At 67.1% G+C, this 19,061-nt stretch carries 17 protein-coding genes and 1 tRNA gene; 9 read left to right on the forward strand and 9 right to left on the reverse strand.

Going from position 1 to position 19,061, the window contains the following annotated elements:
• Nucleotides 1-5 precede the first annotated feature (5 nt).
• Entirely contained in the window at nucleotides 6-1,529 is a 1,524-nt protein-coding gene (gene arfA, locus LR394_RS02740; protein WP_231438717.1) for an arabinosylfuranosidase ArfA, read from the forward strand.
• A gap of 183 nt (nucleotides 1,530-1,712) precedes the next feature.
• On the forward strand, nucleotides 1,713-2,717 hold the full coding sequence (locus tag LR394_RS02745; protein ID WP_231438718.1) for a TerC family protein: 1,005 nt from the start codon (nucleotides 1,713-1,715) through the stop codon (nucleotides 2,715-2,717).
• Between the two features lie 130 nt (nucleotides 2,718-2,847).
• Here the strand turns inward: LR394_RS02745 and LR394_RS02750 are convergent, their stop codons facing one another.
• From LR394_RS02750 to LR394_RS02775, 6 genes are all read right to left on the reverse strand, one after another.
• Nucleotides 2,848-4,290 (reverse strand): hypothetical protein, encoded by a 1,443-nt coding sequence (locus LR394_RS02750; RefSeq protein ID WP_231438719.1) that lies wholly within the window; start codon nucleotides 4,288-4,290, stop codon nucleotides 2,848-2,850.
• A gap of 112 nt (nucleotides 4,291-4,402) precedes the next feature.
• On the reverse strand, nucleotides 4,403-5,266 hold the full coding sequence (locus LR394_RS02755) for a chitosanase (protein ID WP_269328480.1): 864 nt from the start codon (nucleotides 5,264-5,266) through the stop codon (nucleotides 4,403-4,405).
• A 157-nt stretch (nucleotides 5,267-5,423) separates the two neighbouring features.
• Nucleotides 5,424-6,290: a DUF4352 domain-containing protein gene (locus tag LR394_RS02760; RefSeq protein WP_231438720.1), complete on the reverse strand. Its 867-nt coding sequence runs from the start codon at nucleotides 6,288-6,290 to the stop codon at nucleotides 5,424-5,426.
• An 838-nt stretch (nucleotides 6,291-7,128) separates the two neighbouring features.
• Nucleotides 7,129-7,201, reverse strand: a tRNA-Arg gene (locus LR394_RS02765).
• A 130-nt stretch (nucleotides 7,202-7,331) separates the two neighbouring features.
• Nucleotides 7,332-8,459, reverse strand: coding sequence for a hypothetical protein (locus tag LR394_RS02770; protein WP_231438721.1), 1,128 nt, complete (start codon nucleotides 8,457-8,459; stop codon nucleotides 7,332-7,334).
• A 477-nt stretch (nucleotides 8,460-8,936) separates the two neighbouring features.
• Complete coding sequence (locus LR394_RS02775; RefSeq protein ID WP_231438722.1) at nucleotides 8,937-10,319, reverse strand: cation:dicarboxylate symporter family transporter; 1,383 nt, start codon at nucleotides 10,317-10,319, stop codon at nucleotides 8,937-8,939.
• 171 nt (nucleotides 10,320-10,490) lie between these two features.
• Here LR394_RS02775 and LR394_RS02780 point away from each other — a divergent pair, with 171 nt between their 5' ends.
• From LR394_RS02780 to LR394_RS02790, 4 genes are all read left to right on the forward strand, one after another.
• Complete coding sequence (locus LR394_RS02780) at nucleotides 10,491-12,119, forward strand: sensor histidine kinase (RefSeq protein ID WP_231438723.1); 1,629 nt, start codon at nucleotides 10,491-10,493, stop codon at nucleotides 12,117-12,119.
• On the forward strand, nucleotides 12,116-12,808 hold the full coding sequence (locus LR394_RS02785) for a response regulator (RefSeq protein WP_231438724.1): 693 nt from the start codon (nucleotides 12,116-12,118) through the stop codon (nucleotides 12,806-12,808). Before LR394_RS02780 ends, LR394_RS02785 begins: the two co-directional genes overlap by 4 nt.
• 123 nt (nucleotides 12,809-12,931) lie before the next feature.
• Nucleotides 12,932-13,132 (forward strand): type II toxin-antitoxin system HicA family toxin, encoded by a 201-nt coding sequence (locus tag LR394_RS43550; RefSeq protein ID WP_407936971.1) that lies wholly within the window; start codon nucleotides 12,932-12,934, stop codon nucleotides 13,130-13,132.
• Entirely contained in the window at nucleotides 13,129-13,518 is a 390-nt protein-coding gene (locus LR394_RS02790; RefSeq protein WP_231438725.1) for a hypothetical protein, read from the forward strand. The genes LR394_RS43550 and LR394_RS02790 overlap by 4 nt, the downstream gene beginning before the upstream one ends.
• A gap of 54 nt (nucleotides 13,519-13,572) precedes the next feature.
• Here LR394_RS02790 and LR394_RS02795 read toward each other — a convergent pair whose 3' ends face one another.
• Together LR394_RS02795 and LR394_RS02800 are read right to left on the reverse strand one after the other, a co-directional pair.
• Nucleotides 13,573-14,427 (reverse strand): ABC transporter permease, encoded by an 855-nt coding sequence (locus LR394_RS02795; RefSeq protein ID WP_231438726.1) that lies wholly within the window; start codon nucleotides 14,425-14,427, stop codon nucleotides 13,573-13,575.
• Nucleotides 14,428-14,455: 28 nt separating this feature from the next.
• The gene (locus LR394_RS02800; RefSeq protein WP_231438727.1) at nucleotides 14,456-15,445 is read right to left on the reverse strand and encodes an ABC transporter ATP-binding protein; all 990 of its coding nucleotides are present in this window, start codon (nucleotides 15,443-15,445) and stop codon (nucleotides 14,456-14,458) included.
• 131 nt (nucleotides 15,446-15,576) lie between these two features.
• Here LR394_RS02800 and LR394_RS02805 point away from each other — a divergent pair, with 131 nt between their 5' ends.
• Both LR394_RS02805 and LR394_RS02810 read left to right on the forward strand, forming a co-directional pair.
• Nucleotides 15,577-16,695 carry a sensor histidine kinase gene (locus tag LR394_RS02805; protein ID WP_231438728.1) on the forward strand — a complete coding sequence of 373 codons (1,119 nt, stop codon included), beginning with the start codon at nucleotides 15,577-15,579 and terminating at the stop codon, nucleotides 16,693-16,695.
• 73 nt (nucleotides 16,696-16,768) lie between these two features.
• A complete protein-coding gene (locus tag LR394_RS02810; protein WP_269328611.1) occupies nucleotides 16,769-17,419 on the forward strand; it encodes a response regulator in 651 nt (216 codons plus the stop codon).
• Between the two features lie 23 nt (nucleotides 17,420-17,442).
• On the opposite strand, the gene LR394_RS02815 is transcribed toward LR394_RS02810, so the two are convergent.
• Entirely contained in the window at nucleotides 17,443-18,615 is a 1,173-nt protein-coding gene (locus tag LR394_RS02815; protein ID WP_231438730.1) for a damage-control phosphatase ARMT1 family protein, read from the reverse strand.
• A 178-nt stretch (nucleotides 18,616-18,793) separates the two neighbouring features.
• On the opposite strand from LR394_RS02815, the gene LR394_RS02820 reads away from it, so the two are divergent.
• Nucleotides 18,794-19,024, forward strand: coding sequence for a hypothetical protein (locus LR394_RS02820; protein WP_231438731.1), 231 nt, complete (start codon nucleotides 18,794-18,796; stop codon nucleotides 19,022-19,024).
• The last annotated feature ends 37 nt before the right edge of the window (nucleotides 19,025-19,061 follow it).

The raw sequence follows: 19,061 nt of genomic DNA on the forward strand, positions 1-19,061 counted from the left end.
AAACCTTGCTCAAGGCGTCTTTCCGGCTCGATCCCGCTTTCACCGTGGCACCGGTCTCGCGCCGCACCTTCGGCTCGTTCGTCGAGCACATGGGCCGCTGCGTGTACACCGGCATCTACGAACCCGGTCACCCGACCGCCGACGAGGACGGCTTTCGCCAGGACGTCCTGGAACTGACCCGGGAGATGGGCGTTTCGGTCGTCCGTTATCCCGGAGGCAATTTCGTCTCCGGCTACCGCTGGGAGGACGGCATCGGCCCGGTCGCCGACCGTCCGGTCCGGCGCGATGCCGCCTGGCACAGCCTGGAGACGAATGAGGTCGGCATCGACGAGTTCATGCGCTGGGCGGGCAAGGCGGGAGTGGAGGTGATGTACGCGCTGAACCTCGGCACCCGCGGCGTCCAGGAAGCGCTCGACGTGCATGAGTACCTAAATCAGCCTGACCGTACCCATTTCGCTGAACTCCGCCGCAAGAACGGGGCAGACGAACCGTACGGTCTGAAAATGTTCTGCCTGGGTAATGAATTGGACGGCCCGTGGCAGACCGGGCACAAGACGGCCTACGAGTACGGACGGCTCGCGGCCGAGACGGCGCGGGCCCTGCGTTCGGTGGACACCGACCTGGAGCTCGTCGCGGTCGGCAGTTCGCACTCCGGGATGCCCACCTTCGCCGCCTGGGAGGCAGAGGTGCTGGAACTAGCCTACGAAGCGGTGGACTACATTTCGGCCCATACCTACTACGAACCGCTGAATGGTGACGTCGCCAGCTTCCTGGCGTCGGCCGTCGACATGGATCACTTCATCAACAGCGTGGTCGCCACCGCCGACAGTGTGGGGGCCAAGCTGAAAAGCAAGAAGAAGATCATGGTCTCGGTGGACGAGTGGAATGTCTGGCGGCAGAGCAAGTTCGCTGCCTCCGCCAAGGCGGCCGACCCCCAGGAATGGCCGATTGCGCCCCGGGTGATCGAGGACGAGTACGACGTCACCGATGCGGTGGTGGTGGGCAACCTGCTGATCTCGTTGCTGCGGCACAGCGATCGGGTGACGGCGGCGTGCCAGGCACAGCTGGTGAACGTGATCGCGCCGATCCGCAGCGAGGCGAACGGGCCGGCCTGGCGGCAGACGATCTTCCACCCGTTCGCGATCACCTCCCGGCTGGCCCGGGGTGAGGTGCTGCGGGTGGAGCCGCAAGGGCCGACCTACGACACGGAGCGTTTCGGCGAGGTGCCGGTGGTGGATGCGGTTGCCACCCACGACCCGGAGTCCGGCGAGGTCAGCGTGTTCGCGGTGAACCGGCACCAGACAGAGTCGGTCACCCTGCGTATCGAGCTGGGTGGTTTCGAGCAACGGACGTTCGCGGTCGCCGAGGCGTGGACGCTCACCGACGAGGACCGCTCGGCCTCCAACACGGCCGAGCAGCCGGACCGGGTGGTACCGGTGGAGTCGCACGAGGCCTCGGTGACCGAAGGGGTGCTGAAGATCGAACTTCCGGCGGTGTCCTGGAACGCCGTCCGGCTCGTCGCGCAATAGTTCTTCCGAGCAACCGAATACAGAATCTTCCGATTTGCGGTGTGATTTGAGTCGCGTCGGGCCCTGACTCCGGAACTTTGACGTGTCCGGACACCGTTGAGGTTCCGGCTGGGTGGGACGCTACGCCTACCCGGCCATCTCAGCTTTGGCTGCCTGACCACCCGCAAATCGGAAGGCCTGTGCATGGACGTCTCCACCACGACCTGGGCGATCACGGTCATCGTCACGATCGCCGTCATCGCGCTGGACGTGTTCGTCATCGGGCGCAACGTCCACGAACCGTCGATGAAGGAAGCCGGCATCTGGACGGCGATCTACATCGGCTTGGCCGTCGTCTTCGGCATCGGCGTCTGGATGACCTCCGGCGCCACGTACGGCGGCGAGTTCTTCGCCGGTTTCCTGACCGAGAAGAGCCTCTCGGTCGACAACCTGTTCATCTTCCTGATCATCATGGGCAAGCTGGCGGTGCCCCGGCACCTGCAGCAGTACGCCCTGACCATCGGGATCATCCTGGCGCTGATCTTCCGCACGGTGTTCATCGCGCTCGGTGCCGCGGTGATCGAGCAGTTCGCCTGGGTGTTCTTCTTCTTCGGCGCCTTCTTGATCTACACCGCCGTCAACCTCTTCCGTGAGTACCGCGCTCACGAGGAGAAGGACGAGATGGTCGACAACGCGCTGATGCGTTTCGTGAAGCGCCGCTACCCCTCGACCGACGACTACCACGGCCGGGCGATGACGATCCGTCAGGGCGGCAAGAAGCTGATCACCCCGATGCTCTTCGTGATCATCGCCCTGGGTAGCACCGACCTGCTGTTCGCGCTGGACTCGATCCCGGCCATCTACGGCCTGACCGAGGAGCCGTACCTGGTCTTCACCGCGAACGTCTTCGCGCTGATGGGCCTGCGCCAGCTGTACTTCCTGATCGGCGGCCTGCTGCAGAAGCTGGTCTACCTCTCGCTGGGCCTGTCGTTCCTCCTGGCCTTCATCGGCGTCAAGCTGGTGTTCCACGCCCTGCACGAGTACCACTGGGCCGACTGGGCCCCGTTCGGCGGCGAGATCCCGATCTGGCTCTCGCTCAGCGTCATCGTCGGCACCCTGGTCATCACCACCGTGGCCAGCCTCGTGGCGGCCCGCCGCAAGGGCGCCGAGGACGACGCGGTGGACAACGCCGACCGCCGGGCTGTCTGACCGCATCCAGCTTGCCCTAGGCAACCTGAATGCAGCCTGAAGCGAGCTGAACAGACCAAAGGCGCCCACACCGTCCTCCAATCAAGGACGGTGTGGGCGCCTCGGTTTTGCCGGTTCCGTACGCTCGTGGTCAGCTCATCGGGAGAACCCGGGCGATCTTGATGTGCGAGGTCGAACTGCCCGCGGCCGGGTAGGCCACGCTGCCGTCCTTGTACTCCTTGAACGCCGTGTAGTTGTGGTCCTTGACCTTGATCGTCAGGGTCGAGCCGATGCTCGCGCCGGTGGAGCGGTTGAGAATCTTGGCCTTGGTGTTCGCACCGGAGCCCCAGCTCAGCAGCATCCGGTTCTTGCCGTACTTGACCAGGTGCGGGTGCTGGCTGCTGACGCCCGGGCTGACCGTCTTGTTCGCCTTGCCGGTGGTGAAGCGGGACAGCTTCACCGAGTTGCCCTGGCTCCAGGCGTTCCAGTAGCCGGCCTTGGCCAGCACCAGGTCGCCGCCGAACAGGGTGCCGTCACACTTGCTCGCCGCGACCGTGCGGTACGGGTTGGGCTGGGCGATCCGGCACTCGTTGTCGGTGGCGCAGGTCATCACGAACTTCTTCTTGGCCGGGTCGTAGACGATCCGCGAGTTCCAGGCGTGGCTGCAGCCCACGTCCACGCTCTTGGCCTTGACGATCTTGCCGGTGGAGGCGTTGACCACCTGCATCCGGTCGCCCTGGTGGATGTCCACGCAGTTGCCGTTCTTCACGGTGATCGCGGTGCCGAAGTAGGCCGCGTAGTTCTTGCCGTCGAAGGCCAGCCGACCGTGGTGCTGGTACCACCAGACGAAGCGGGCGCCGTTGCTGTAGCCCTTGCGCGAGCTGGTGAGGTTGGTGACCTGCTTGTCGAAGACGAGCTTGCCGCTGGTGTTGAACCGGATCAGGTGCATGGTGTTGCACGGGCTGGAGGTGCCGCCGCACAGCGGGCCGGTCCCGCACTGGCCCTTCTTGGTGATCAGCAGGGCGCCGCCCTTGGCGTCGGCCGCCACGTCCTGCAGGTCGATCCCCTTGAAGCTGGTGGGCTTGCCGACCAGCTTGTCGTTGCAGCCCAGCTTGCCCAGGTAGACCTTCTCGTCGGTGCCGACCCAGGCCAGCCAGGACTGGCCGTTGGGGGCCGCCGCGATGGCCATCGGCAGCACCTCGGTGTCGCCCTCGGAGCCGTAGCCCTTGACCTTGGTCGGCAGCTTGACGTTGGTGACCTTGGTCTTGGCGGTCTTGGACGCCGTGCGTGAGCACTTGGCCGCGGCGGTGGCGACCGTGGTGGAGCTTTCGGAGCTCTCGACCACCTTGGCGCTCTGGACCTTCTCAGCCGCCCCGGAAGCCGCGTCGGCAGCGCTCGGTGCTTGATTGGCGGCGGAGTTCTGACTGGCGCTCGAGGCGGCCTTGACCTCGGCGGAGGTGCTGGAGCCGGCCGGCTGGCCGGAGGCCGACTGCAGCGCCACGGTGGTGCCGGCCACGGCCAGCGCCACCGCGCTGAGCCCGATGGTCAGCCGGCGCCAGGGCTTACCGCCGCCTGCGGTGGAGGGAGTACGCATGGCGGCATGATCTTGAGAGCAGCATTAAGCGCGGCTAGGCCCCTGCCTAAATCGGGGCACTAACCCCAATCCAGACAGGAGCCTGACCGTAATCGATTGACTACCCGGCGCTTTAGAGGATTTCCCAGACCGGGTCGCCCTCGTACACCGTCCAGCGCAGCGGCGGATCCAGGTCGAGGTTGCCCTCACGCAGGAACTTGCGCTGCTGGGTGTCCACCCGGCCGGTCTCGGAGTGCGCTTCCTCGGTCAGCATCGCGGCCTTGCGGGCGTCCAGAAACGCGTCCAGATAGGCGGTTTCGTCGCCGCCCTGCGACGGCGGGGTGGCGTTACGCAGGGCCGTGGCCCGGATGCCGCCGAAACTCACCGGATCATCGCCCGGCCCGTGCATGACCATGGCGTCGTAGTAGGCGAACTGCCCCAGCGCCCGCAGCCCGTCCTCCTTGGCCTGCGCAACCGCCGGATCGAAGTACACCCGATCGCGCTCCGAATCCTGCGCCGCCTGGAACTGCGGTTTGGCGGCCTCCGCCTTCCAGGCCCGGATGTAGGCGTCGCCCAGGCCTTCCGTGGAGTCCGAACCGTTGACCGCCCGCAGCGCCGGCAGGAACGGCTCCAGGCCGTTGCCCGGGTGCTCGTCGGTGTAGCGCTCGACCAGCTCGAGCATGTCGTACGTGCCCGAGGTGAACCCGATGATGCCGCCGGTGAAGCCGCGGCCGTCGTCGATGTCCTCGATGTAGCCGTACTGCGCCCGCCAGTCCAGCGAAGAGTTCTCCGCCGTCGAGACGAGCTGCATCGCAATGTCCTTCTTCGCCGGCGAGTCCAGGTCTGCTGCAGCCTGGCTGCTCTCGCTCGGGGAGGCGGACGTCTTGGCGGGGTTGGCCTGGGCAGGGTTCACCACGGCGATGGCGACACCTGCGGCGAGCGCTGTTGCCGCCACACCACCGACCAGGACCCCGGCTTTTGCTCTCAGGGTGAGCATGCTTGGGTCTTCTCCTTCCGTTCCTTCAGGGGGAACGAAGGCCTCACGCTAGGCAGAGCTGACTTAAGCGGGGATGACTTTGCCCTTTAAGTCCGGTACATCCGGCTGAGGCGGGGCACCTGCCGTGGCCAAGACCTTCCTACCCCGCACCCTGGCATCAGTTCAGCTCGACGTCGACCCCGCCGCTGAATAGCGAATCGTGCAGTTCCAGCCGCGCCGGGGCAACCCCCTTGGGCAGGTCGAAGGCCACGACCCCCTTGACCTGATTGCCGGGATTGATCTCGGTGTAGAAGCTGTTCGAGTCGTCCAGGTACAGGGACGCCGTGTCGTCAGCGCTGAACTCCCGATCCTTGGCGTCGTACAGAGTCTGGGCCATCGACGAGAACGCCCGAGGTTCGTCCCCGACGTTCTCGACAGTGATGTTGATCAGCACGAACTGCCCTTGGGCCTCGACACTCAGGAACTCCCCGCCGACCTTCTTGACCCCTTTGCGGACCTTGGTCACGGTGAACTCGAACTTGCCGTCGCGGACCGGGTCGCCGATGCCTGGAGCGGAAGTGTCAGCAGCGCCCGAGCCACCGACCTTCTCTACGCCGGCCTTCGCGCCTTCCTCGGCCTTCCTGTCTGCGCCAGCCTTCTTGTCTACGGCTGCTTCGGACGGGTTGCCAGCGGCGGATGCGGTGCCCGCGTCGTCCTCAACAGGCTCGTTCGCTACCGAAACACCAACGATGACAACCAGAACCGCTGCTCCAGCCAGAAGCCAGCCTCGCCTACGACGCCGCTTGGGCGGCGGTCCCCAATACTGCTGCCCTTGAGGCGGACCTTGCGGCGGGCCCCACTGTCCTTGCGCTGGCGGGCTTTGCGGTGGCCCCCACTGGCCTTGCACCGGCGGAGCTTGCTGCGGAACCCACTGCTGCGGCGCTCCTTGCTGGTCGTGCGCTCCTTGCGGTGGGCCCCACTGACCCGACTGCTGTTGATTCGACATGCGCCAACCCCCTGCTGTGCCGACGAGTTGGCTAACCATCGGGGACGTTCCAAAGATGTTGAAGCATGGAAGATCCAGCCCTCCCATCGGACGCGCGCGAAACGTTCATCGCGGCTCACCGATCAGCGCTGTGTCACGTCGCCAGTCCGCGGCCCGCCGAACGCAGGAACCTTGTAACGCCGATCGACACTGCCAGCTATCTACTTCGTTGCCTTACTGGCCGCTGGGCCAGACATCGATCTCGACCTCGTAGAAGGATCGCGTTCTGGGAGCGGCTCGACGAGCCCGAGATTCCATGAGTCCAGAGCCAGGAAAAGCGATTGGCGTTATCGCGGTAGCCCACGAACGACTTCGGGTCAGCACGTAGCTGGCGGCCTGACCGAGCGCGAGATGGTCGACCAGTTCGGACGCAGGCGGATCAGCATCGCCCAGGACACGTACTTTCGGCGGCACCAGGCAAGACCCAAGGCCGCCAGCGCCCTGGGCCCGATCACCGATAAGCCCGAGATGCGCTCCTCTGCCCGGTGGGCATGATGCCTGGATGGAGATCGATTGGTGGGGCGTAGCCCTCGGTGTAGCCGGAATCGTTGCCGCACTGGTCCTCATGCGCGTCGCACCCCGCAAGTACTGGGACGACAGTCGACCGAGGAAGGGTGACCCGGATCCCTACGACGATGTGAAGCGACGCCGCTACTAACCCCAACACTGGTCACACGGAGCAACAACCCAACTGGCGTAATCCTCAAAGAGGTTCGCCGAACTATCTGGGTCCAATATGGCTCGGTCCGACTCCAGGTCCTCGCACCCGCCAAACGCAACCGGCCCCGATCGATGCGTTTCCGCAGATCAGGGCCGGTGGCGTCGCTGTCTCAACGAGTGCGCCCGAAGGGATTCGAACCCCTAACCTTTTGATCCGTAGTCAAATGCTCTATCCGTTGAGCTACGGGCGCTTGCTCTTCCCTGTACCGAGGCGAGCGATGACTACCTTAGCGGTTCCGGCGCCCAAGTACGAAATCGTTGAACGCCGGGTGGACGGATGGGTCCATATCGCCTTGGCCGTCACTCTGTGCTGGGCAGGCATCACCGGTTCTGCCAGGACTCGCAGGCCCAGCCGTCGCCGTCGGAGTCCAGGTTGTAGATGTCGCGGCCCACCACCCGGGCCGGCACGGCGAGGTAGGCCGGGCCGTCGCCGCCGCTGGAGAGGCAGTCGACGTCGGAGGCGATGGGCACGCAGCTGCCGGCGTAGTTGGGGTCGCACTGCCAGGGGGTATTGCGGTTGGGGCGGGGGTCGGGCTTGCGGTGGCGGCCTCGGCGGTCGTACTCGCCGTCGTCCTTGGTGGACTTGGACGACTTCGAGTCCCTGGCCGACGAAGACGAGGAGGACTCCTTGCTGGCCTTGGACCACACCGGGTTGGGGCTGGCCAGGGTTGAGGTGGTGATGGTGGTTCGGGGGCGCTCGGCGCCTGCCTTGGGCTCGGTCGGCTTGGCGGTGGATTCGGCCTGGGCCTTGAGTTCGGCCTTGGTGGCTTCGGGGGACGGGGTTTCGGCCTTGTGCTTCCCAGCGGGGGTTTTAGAAGCAGAGGACGTGGGGGGCGCCTTGGGCTTTGGGGCGGCGGTTACGAGGGTGCCGCTGGGGCCCTTCTGGCCCACCAGGAGGGGCGGGTCGGCGAGGGTGACTTGGGCGTTTGAGGGGTCTACGGCTTGCAGGGCGGAGCGGCCTACGCCGAACCCGGCCACGCCGAGCAGGACGACCATGGGTAGGACGATCCGCTTCCGGGGCCAGTTGCGGCGCTCGGGGGTGCTGGGGATCGCACCGGTGTCGGTGGCGGGGAGGTCTGCCTCGATGAGGTCGCGGAACCGGCCGGGGTCGTTGGCGGCATGAGCGGGGATGCCTGCGCGGCGCGGTGGGCGACTCAGGGAGCCTAGATCGTGTTCTGCCACCTCCGGGCTGGCGGTAGGCCCGTAGAGCCGGTCCAGCCAGTCGGAGACGTCGGCGGGGGCCAGGGGTGCAGGTGGGGTGTTCGGCGGTGCGATGAGTGGCTCGCCGTGACGTCCCCCTGCGGGCAGGACGCCGGCGGGGAGGGAGTTCACGCCTACCCACGACTCGGAGGGCTCAGGGCGGGAGAGGTGCAGTCCGGCGTCGGGGGTGTCACCCTCCCCTGCCCAGCGGACGGCGCCGAACTCGTGGGCCGGGGGTTTGTCGTCCAACCCTGCCCACTGCCGCGCTACCTGTGCGGCCCGGGCTGCCTGGACCGCCGGGGGTTCTCCAACCACAACGTCAGCCGCACCCGACGGCGATCGGTGACCCCGCACGTCCTTAAGCCACTCGGAGCCCTCAACGGCGCCGGCGACCTCGGAAGCCTCTGGGACGTCCCCCATTTGATCTTCGACGAAGTACCGCCACCCGAACGGCGCCGGGGGCCATTCCGGGTCTGGCTGCCACCCCCGTGGCGGCAGCCAGCCCTCCGGTGGCCGGGGCCATCCGGGCGGCGGGTTGAAACGTCGTTCCACAAAAGAAAGGTACGAACTGGACACGCCGGGCGCAGTGCTCCATCGGGAAGAGCAACCTTTCACCTAGGGCTACACCGGGCCGTTCGACCCATGCACCCCTGAAGGCCCGGCAAACGACGAACGGCCCGGGGAAGCGTCCCCAGGCCGTTCGTCGCCGGAAAATCAGACCGAAAATCAGACCGCCGCGGGCGACTTCTCCTGATCGCCACTGGCCACCGCGGGAGCCGGGGCGTGGTCGTCAACCAGCGTGGTCTCGTCGAACGGGCTCTCGCCGCGGAAGGTGCGCAGCGCCTGCTCCTTGTCGAACTCGCCGACCCAGTGCCCGATCAGCACGGTGGCCACCGCGTTGCCGGCGAAGTTGGTGACCGCGCGAGCCTCGGACATGAACCGGTCGATGCCGACGATCAGGCCGACACCGTCCAGCAGGTCAGGCCGGTGCGACTGCAGGCCACCGGCCAGCGTGGCCAGACCCGCACCGGTGACCCCCGCGGCGCCCTTCGAGGCGATGATCATGAAGCCCAGCAGCGAGACCTGCTCGCCGATGCTCAGCGGGTCGCCCAGCGCCTCGGCGATGAACAGCGAGGCCATGGTCAGGTAGATGGCCGTGCCGTCCAGGTTGAACGAGTAACCGGTGGGCACCGTGATGCCGACGACCGGCTTGGACACCCCGACGTGCTCCATCTTGGCGATCAGGCGGGGCAGCGCCGACTCGGACGAGGAGGTGCCGACGATCAGCAGGAACTCCCGGCCCAGGTACTTCAGCAGCGAGAAGATGTTCAGGCCGGTGACGCCCTTGAGCAGCGCACCCATGATCACGAACACGAACAGCGCACAGGTCACGTAGAACGCGATCATGATCCGGGCCAGGCTGACCAGGGCGTCCACCCCGGTCGCGCCGACCACCGCGGCGATCGCACCGAAGGCGCCGATCGGGGCCAGCCACATGATCATCGCCAGGATCCGGAAGACCAGCTTCTGGATCACGCTGATCGCGCCGAGCACCTTCTGCCCGGTCTCACCCATCTGCTGCACCGCGAAGCCGACCAGCAGGGCGACCAGCAGCGCCTGCAGGACCTGGCCCTCGGTCAGCGAGGAGACGATCGTGGTCGGGATGATCCCGAGGATGAAGTCGGTGGTGCTGGTGTGCTCGTCACCGGCCTGCTCGGCGCCGGAGCCCTCCAGGCCGGTCATGTCCAGACCGCTGCCCGGGTGCAGGAAGTTGCCGACCGCCAGGCCGATCGCCAGGGCCAGGGTGGACATCGCCAGGAAGTAGCCCAGGGCCAGCCCCCCGACCTTGCCGACCTTGGCGGCCTCCCGGATCGAGCCGACGCCCAGGACGATGGTGCAGAAGATGATCGGGCCGATCATCATCTTGATCAGCGCGACGAAGCCGGTTCCGAGCGGCTTCAGTTCCTTGCCGAGGTCGGGGGCGACCAGGCCGACGATCGCACCGAGGATCACGGCGGCGATGACCGACAGATAGAGGAAGTGCGTCCGGTCCTTGCGCTGCTTGGGAGCTGCTGGGCCGGGTGGCTGGGGGGTGTCGGTCTGGGACATGGCCGCCTCCTGCGTCGTCGAGTGAGGTGTCTTTCACCTGCGCACGTCCACCTGCGGATCTGCGATCAGACCGTTGTGAACTGCGCCACTAGCGATGAGGGTGCCCGCCCATCGGGCGATGGTCGCGCTTTCGTTCATTGAGTAAGGCGATGACATCGGCAGACTGTGCCTATGGACCCTCGGCACTGGAGCGTGGCCCGGCAGGCCTTCGGGCTGGTCGCCGCCGCCGTCGTGCTGCTGGTCGGATCGACCGTGGTGGCCGCCTACCTGCAGACGCACGACCGGGCTCGGGACGCGACCGCGCACGAGGTGCTGGCGCTGGCCGAGACGATCGCGCTGGAGCCGACCGTGCTGCAGGCCCTGGACGAGGAGGACCCCTCGGTTCCGCTGCAGCCCTACGTGGAAGAGATCCGCAATGCCACCGAGGTCGACTTCATCACGGTGATGAGCCCCGACGGCACCCGCTACACGCACACCAATCCGGCGCTGATCGGGAAGAAGTTCCTGGGACACACCGAGCCGGCGATCGCCGGCCAGGCGTTCAGCGAGACCTATACCGGCACCCTCGGCCCCTCGGTCAGGGCAGTGGCGCCAATTGAGGACGATCGCGGCCAGGTGGTTGCGCTGGTCTCGGTGGGCATCACGATCGACAACGTCGGAGAACTGGTCAAGGAGCAGCTGCCGCCCTTGTTCGGCGTGGGCGCCGGGGTCCTGGCCGCGGGTGGCGTGGTGGCCTACGCCCTGGGCCGGCGCCTGAAACGGCAGACCCTGGGCATGGGCCAGGCCGAGCTGACCAGGATGTTCGAGTTCTACGAGGGCGTGCTGCACGCGGTGCGCGAGGGCCTGCTGATCGTCGACCGGCAGGGCCGGCTGCAGCTGATCAACGACGAGGCGATGCGCCTGCTGGAGCTGGACCACAGCGCGATCGGGCGACGCCTGGACGAGCTGCCGCTGCCCGACGGCCTGAGCGAGGCGATCGGCCGGGGTGACACGCAGGTCGACGAATTGCAGCTGACCCGCGAAGGTGTGCTGGTGGTCAGCCAGTCGCCCGCCCGGTGGAACGGCCGCACCCTGGGCAGCGTAGTCACGCTGCGCGACCACACAGATCTGGTTGCGTTGTCGGACGAGCTGAGCCAGACCCGCAGCCTGACCGAGTCGCTGCGCTCGCAGGCCCACGAGTCCGCGAACCGGCTGCACTCGGTGATCACCATGATCGAGCTCGGCGAGACCGACCGGGCCCTGGAGTTCGCCACCGCCGAGCTGGCCGGCGTGCAGGAGCTCACCGACCTGGTGATCAGCCAGGCTCAGGAGCCGGTGGTGGCCGCGCTGCTGCTGGGCAAGGCCGCCGAGGCCGCGGAGCGGGGCATCCGGCTGGAGTTCCCCACCGATCTCGAGGTGCCCGACGGCGTCCTTCCTTCCCGGGACCTGCTCACCGTGCTGGGCAACCTGATCGACAATGCCTTCGAGGCAACGCTTTCGACGCCGGGCGAGCGGCGGGTCTCGGTCGGCGCCCGGGTCTGCGACGCGCCTTCCGAACTGCGGCTGCGCGTGAGCAATTCCGGCCCTCCGATCACCGACCCGGACCGGATCTTCGAGCGCGGCTGGAGCACGAAGTCGGCCGAGGGCTTCGGCCTGAACGGGGTGGCGGAGAAGTCCGGCGCCGGAAGAGGACTGGGCCTGGCTCTGGTCCGGCAGGCCGTGGAACGCAACCGCGGCTCGATCTCCCTGTATCGCGACGAGGACTTGGACGAGACCGTTTTCGAAGTTTCCCTGCCCCTGCCCCCGGTGGCCCCGGCATGATCAGAACCCTCGTGGTCGAGGACGACGAGCTCGCCGCCCGCGCCCACGCCGAATACGTGCGCCGCCTGCCGCAGTTCACCGTGGTGGGCCTGGCCCGCTCCGGCGCCGCAGCCCTGCACGAGGTCACCCATCAACCGGTCGACCTGGTGCTGCTCGACATGAACCTGCCCGACCTGCACGGCCTCGAGGTGCACCGGATCATGCGGGCCCGCGGGGTGGAGGCCGACGTCATCGCCGTCACCTCGGCCCGCGACCTGGCCATCGTGCGCGGCGCGGTGGCCAACGGCGTGGCCCAGTACCTGCTCAAGCCCTTCACCTTCGCCACCCTCCGCGACCGCCTGACCAGCTACGCCGAGTTCCGCGCCCAGGTCAGCCGGGCCGGGGGCTCGGGCGAGGAGATCGATCAGCGTGAGGTGGACCGGATGCTCGGCGATCTGCGCGGTGGCGCTACCGAGCAGCAGTTGCCCAAGGGGATGAGCGCGGATTCGCTGGAGCGGGTGATCGGGGCGCTGCGGACGGCCGCGGCTGCGTTGACCGCTACTGGGGCGGCCGAGGCGATCGGGATGTCACGAGTCGGGGTTCGGCGATATCTCGAGTATCTGGTCGAAACCGGTCTGGCCACGCGAGGTTCGCGGTACGGAGGTACGGGGCGGCCGGAGATCGAGTACCGCTGGCGGGGCGCTCCCTGAGCCTCCGCGCTTCGAACGCCGTTCAGTTCGAGCGCGCATGCCCCCGGCGTCACCTTCCACCATTCTTCGAATAAAGTCCCCCTAGATTGATTGATCTAGGGGGACTAGACTATGACGGCGTCGATGAAGAGGCGGGCGGTCGAGCGAGCCTTACGCGCAATTGGCTGCGCGGTACTCCGCGAAGGGGGCAAACACACAGTCTGGGTGTGCAGCTGCGGCGGCAGTCATCAGACGGCGGTACCGCGGCACCGGGAAATATCACCCGGCGTCGTGGACAACATCAGGGCCGACATCGCTTGTGGATCAAAGGGGTGGTTGCGATGACCAGCGTGGACGTCACCGTTGAGGTGAGCGCTCAGCGCGAAGGCAAGTGGTGGGTACTGCGCATGGCCGATGGCGTAACCCAGGCGAAGTCGCTTGGCGATGTCGATGAGATGGTCAGGGACTACGTGTCACTGATGCGAGATGTTCCCGCCGAGCGCGTCCGCGTAGACCTGGTCAGCATCGACCCCGGCTCAGGGATGGCCGTTCAGGTAGAAGGCGCCAAGCGAGCGCAGGAGGAAGCGGAACAGGCGCAGAAGGTCGCTGCCCGCGCCATCCGCGACACAGCGAAAGCCTTGAAGCAATCCGGCCTTGCGGGCCTCGAGGTTGCTCGCGTGCTCGGGGTATCCCCCCAGCGCGTTTCGCAACTGATCAAGAAAGACGCCTAGGCTGCGAAAGGGTGGGAGACGCACAATGTCTCCCACCCTTTCGTTGCTCGCCGGTCAGGCCACATCCCGGCGCCGGATCAGCAGCATCGTCCCGAGCGCGAGAACGACCAGGTAAATGCCCACCGAGACCGCAGCCGTAGGTCCGGAGAGCACATTGAGGACGCCCGGGGTGTCCATTGCGGACGGGTCGCCGCTGGCGATGGCGCCGACGAGAGAACCGGCTGCGGTGCCCGGGAGCACCTGGGTGAAGGTTTCGACGGGGCCGAGCAGACCGCCCACGCCGCGCAGCAGCATCTCGAGCACCAAGGTCCACACCAGGCCCAGGCCGACGGACAAGGCCGGGCCTCGGGCGACGGTGCCGAGGAAGTAGCCGGCGAGCATCCACATCTCGAGAACGAGGAATCCGGCACCGAAGGACTTGGCCACCTCGGAGAAGGCTGGCCAGACAATGGTGTTGGCTTCGGTGGCGGCGATCAGTCCGGTGTAGGTGGCGAAGAGGGCGAGGGTGGCGAGCAGGACGCCGAGCACGAAGAGGGTCAGAGCGAGCAGTGAGCCGGCGGTGACCGCGGAGCGGGAAGGACCCTGGGTGTAGACGGTTTTCCAGCTGCCGTAGGCATAACCGTTGCCGGCGGCGATGGCGCCGAGCACCATCATCAGCGCTCCGCCGAACATCGGCATGCCCTGGACCAGCACAGCGGGAAGGTTCTCGGGCAGCAGCGCAGCGAATATCTGCGCGTTGCCGAGCTCTTCACTGGCGAAGTTACTGCCGCCCGTCTTGTAGGCGACGTAATTGAAAACGTAGCCGAACAAGGAGGCGAGGAGAAGCCAGGCGACCAGGGTCACCCACACCGCAGGCCACTTGCGCAGCCGCAGGAGTTCGGCCCGGGCGCTGTTCAGGATCGCGTTCATTGTTGTAATTCCTTATCCACAGGTTTATTCACAGATTGGGGACGCTTGCGGGCACCGTCGGCGTCGCGGCCACCGGGGTGGTCATCTCGAAGAACACTTCTTCGAGACTGCGCTCCAGAAGCGCGATCTCGTGAATGTCGGCGCCCTCGGCGATCAGGACACGCGCGACCTCGGGGGCCATGGCGGGCGGCAGGCTGAGGACCAGGGTTTCCACATCGTCCACCGGGCCGCGGCCGTTTTCCACAGGGCCGATGCGGCGTACGCCGTCATCGCCGGCGATCCGCATCGCCACGGCCAGTGCCTTGTCCGGCGGGGTGGCGCGGACTCGGAGAAGCGTTCCCCCGCGAAGTTCAGTGACAGTGGATTCGCGCAACAAACGTCCCCCATTGATCACCCCTACCCGGTCGCAGATCTCCTGGACCTCGGCGAGCAGGTGGCTGGAGAGGACGATCGTGGTGCCGCTCTCGGCCAGCGAGACGATGAGGCGGCGCATGTCCTGCATCCCGGCCGGGTCCAGGCCGTTCGTGGGCTCGTCCAGCACGATCAGCTCCGGGTCACCCATCAGGGCCGAGGCCACGCCCAGCCGTTGCTTCATGCCCAGGGAGTAGGACCTGAACTTGTCGTTGCCGCGTTTGGCCAGGTCAACACGTTCCAGCGCGATCTCGGCGGCGTCGCTGGACAGGCCTCGGTAGCGCGCCATCACCCGCAGGTTGTCGCGGCCGGACAGGTAGGGGTAGAAGCCCGGGCCTTCGATCAGGGCGCCCACCCGCTCGGTGACTTCAGGACCGCCGGCTGGACGTCCGAGCACGGTTGCGGTGCCGGATGTGGGCCTGATCAGGCCGAGCACCATGCGCAGCGTTGTCGTCTTGCCTGCGCCGTTGGGGCCGAGGAACCCGTACACCTCGCCGCGGCGCACCGTCAGGCTGACGGCGTCCACCGCGAGCCGGGTTCCCTCACCCTTGCCATAGCGTTTGGTCAGCCGGTCGGTGGCTACGACCACATCACCCGAATTCGTCATGGCCCCAACGTTCTCGTTGCTGATCTCTCGCAGCGTCCGACCAGCAGCGGCCTCCGTGTACGCAGATCTGCGTACACGGAGGCCGCGCTCGGGCGTACAAGTTTGTCGGTGGCCACACCTAGTCTCGCTTCATGACCGAATCCGGCCCTGCACGCGGCTCCTGGTACACGCCATTGGTTGCCGCGCTGCTGTTCATCGGGTCCATCGGTTCCACCCACGAAGAGGGCGACAAGGTCCTTCCGGTGCTGGTCCTGGCCGGCATCGCCACGGTGTGCCTGCCGGCGGCGTGGTGGCATCCCCGCCAGGCCATGCTCACGGCCGGGGTGGCGGTGGGTTCCTACTTCGCGCTGGGCCTGCCGAACGGGCCGCTCTTCGTGGTCATCCCGATGGCCGCGCTGATCGCCGCCCAACGGCTGCGCTGGCACACCCTCTGGCCCGCGGTCATCCCCGCGCTGATCATGACCATTGTCGGGCTGGCGCTGCGGGCGATCCTGCACGACGCGCCAGGCCACATAACGGCCTGGCAGGCGCTCGGTGTGACGGCACTGACGCTGGGGGCCAGTCTGGCCGGGCTGCGCCTGAGCGAACGGCAGGAACTGCGGGCTGAACAGGCCAAACGCTCGGCTACCGAAGAACAGCTGCGGATGGCCCAAGGGCTGCATGACGGGGTGGGGCACGGTCTGGCGGTGATCGCGATGCACGCTCAGGTCGCCATGCACGTGCTGGACAAGACCTCGCTGCCGGAGCAGGACGCGCAGCGGCTACGGCAGAGTCTGGACGCGATCCGTTCCTCCAGCCAGGACTCGCTGGACGCGTTACGCCGCGAGTTGGCCCTGATGAGCTCGGGTGAGGCCGCGCGCACGCCTGGTCCGGGGCTGGCCGAGATCCGGGGCCTGCTTGATCGGGTGCGCTCGGGTGGGCTGGTGGTTGAGCTCCCTTCGGACATTCCGTCGGCCTCGGAGGTTCCTGACGATGTGGGGCAGGTGGTGTACGGCGTGATCCAGGAGTCGCTGACCAACGTGCTGCGGCATGCTTGCGCGCAGCGGGCGGTGGTCACCTTCCGGCTTTCGAGTGGGCGGCTTACGGTCACCATTGCCGACGATGGCGTGGGCCGTGCAGGCGCGCAACCTTTGGCGGGGATGGGGATTGCGGGGATGCGAAAACGGGTGGAGAACCTTGCCGGCCATCTCGAGACGCCCGAGGTGGCATCGGGTTTCGTGGTGAGTGCGACGATTCCGGTGCCAAGTTGATCGAGCACGGCGCTGCCCGAACCGAGTCGATCGAGCGGGATGATTGCGGTGCCGAGTTGATGGGGTGGCGTTCTTGATCCGGGTGGCGCTGGTGGACGATCAGCCGCTGGTCAGGATGGGTTTGTCCACGCTGATCGCGACTGAGGACGATCTGGAGCTGGCCGGTGAGGCGGGTGACGGGCGCGAAGGCATGGCGCTGATTCGCCGGGTCAAGCCAGACGTGGTGCTGTGCGACATCCGGATGCCGGTGCTGGACGGGCTGGGGCTGCTGGCCGAGGTCACGGCGGATCCCTCGTTGTCCGGGGTGCGCGTGGTCATGCTGACCACCTTCGAGCTGGACGAGTACGTCTTCGAGGCCCTGCGACACGGGGCGAGTGGGTTCCTGCTGAAAGATGCTTCTCCGGCGCGGCTTCTCGAGGCCGTTCGGGTGGTGGCGGACGGCGGGTCGTTGCTGGCTCCTTCGGTGACCCGGCGGGTGATTGCGGAGTTCGGGGCCGGGTCAAGGCCGAAGCAGGTGCATCCGCGGCTGAAGGATCTCACAGAGCGCGAGCGGGAGATCGTGTCCTGGGTCGCCACCGGTCGTTCCAACGCCGAGATCGCCGAGGAGCTCTTCGTTTCGGCCGATACCGTGCGCACCCACGTGAGCCGGGCCATGGTCAAACTGCAGGCGCGCGACCGGGCTCAGCTGGTGGTGTTCGCGATCCAGTCCGGGCTGGAACGGTGAGGACGGCAAGGCTGCTGACCCGCTCAGTTCATCTGGATGACCGCGTAGTGTCCGCTGGTACGCCAATTCGCCTCACCAGCATCCAGTTCGGCGAGCCGGGCCTGGTCCACCCCGACCAGCACGTCAGACTTCAGCGTGCGCAGGGCGGCGACCCGGCCCGGCCAGTAACTGGTCACTTCCTCGAAGGCCGTCGTGGCCGGCCAGGCCACGTCACCGACCAGACGGCGGTAATTCAGATCACCCTTGAGCACAGTGAGATCAGCCGCCGCATAGGCCTTCTGAAGGTCGGCCGGGGCTTGGTCGAACGTCAGCGGCGCTACGTAGAACGGGTGCGCGGTGAGGGTGAGCCGTCCGGCGGACAGGTACTCCCGCAACCGGGTTCCGATGGCTGCCGCCGCGGCCGGACCTTCGACCAAGCGCTGCACGGTCTTCAGCACATCGATCGGGGTGGCGTCCGAGGTGAAGTACGGGCTGGGCTTGACGTGGAAATGCACCACCGCATCCGGCCGGAGGGTCAGGAGCTGGTCGGCCAGCACCAGGTCGGGCAGCAGTTCGCGGCCGATGTTGTCCGTGACCAGAATCAGGTGGTCCACGCCCGACAGCACCGGCAGGAGAGCTGGGCGGTGGTCGCAGATCAGATTGGCGTCGGCGGGCCGTTCCTCGCCACCCGCAGGCCTCTGCAGCTGGAAGCCCAGGTCAGCCCGGTTGCCCCAGAGCGCGCCCAGGAGCAGCGAGTCCAGTAGCTCGGCCGGAGGCACAGAAGCGAGCCCGGCCAGAGCCTCCAGCTCGGCCTGCACCGCAGCACCCGCCAGCTCGGCATCCTTCTGCGGGCCGAAGGGATCGACGCCCTGCCACGGACCCGGGCCGAACCAGCCGGTGGCCGCCAGCAGCTTCCGGTAGAAGTAGTTCTCGGCCCAGAGGAACGGCACCTCGTACCAGGACTTGCCCAGGTACGGCTCCGCCCAGACCGCCCACTGCGCCGCATCGCCGTGGGTGTCGGACAGCGGCAGGATCGGGCCCTCGATCTCCTGGGCCAGGCCGTTCACGGCCAGCCGGATCTCGGGCGGATAGGGGACGCCGCCCAGCACCTTGGCCAGCAGTTCCGGGTGGCGTTCGCGCAGCACGCTGTGCGGGAAGCCGTCCTCACTGGTGATGACGGGTGCCTTTGCGATCGGGGCGCCGGGTTCCAGGTCCATGCGCCCAGCCTGTCAGCTGTGAGTTTCCTCGGCTCTTCGGCCCTGGGGAACGAACCACGAAATTGCGACAATGGGGGCGGTGCCATCCGGGCGCACGGCTCGACAGCGCCGGTGCATCCCGGCCGGGCGGGCCGCGTGCGCAGAATGAGGATCTGGTGATCGACCGGAAGGAGCGGACATGATCGACGCGACGGGCAGGCTGGTCCGGGACACGTTCTTCGTCTTCGTCGACATGGTCAACTGGCTCTGGAACAAGCTCTGGCGGTTCAACCGGGCCGCGGCCAAGGCGATGCTGCCCGGTCAGTCGCGCGGCGTGCAGACCACGGTCGCCTTCGTGGCCGTGTGCGGCGAGATCATCGCGTTGTGGCTGGTGCTGGTGGACTTCGCCGACCAGCACCCACTGCTGTAGAACGCGAACAGGGCCGCAATCGTCACCGATTGCGGCC

The sequence above is a fragment of the Kineosporia babensis genome (assembly GCF_021129305.1).
GTDB lineage: Bacteria > Actinomycetota > Actinomycetes > Actinomycetales > Kineosporiaceae > Kineosporia > Kineosporia babensis.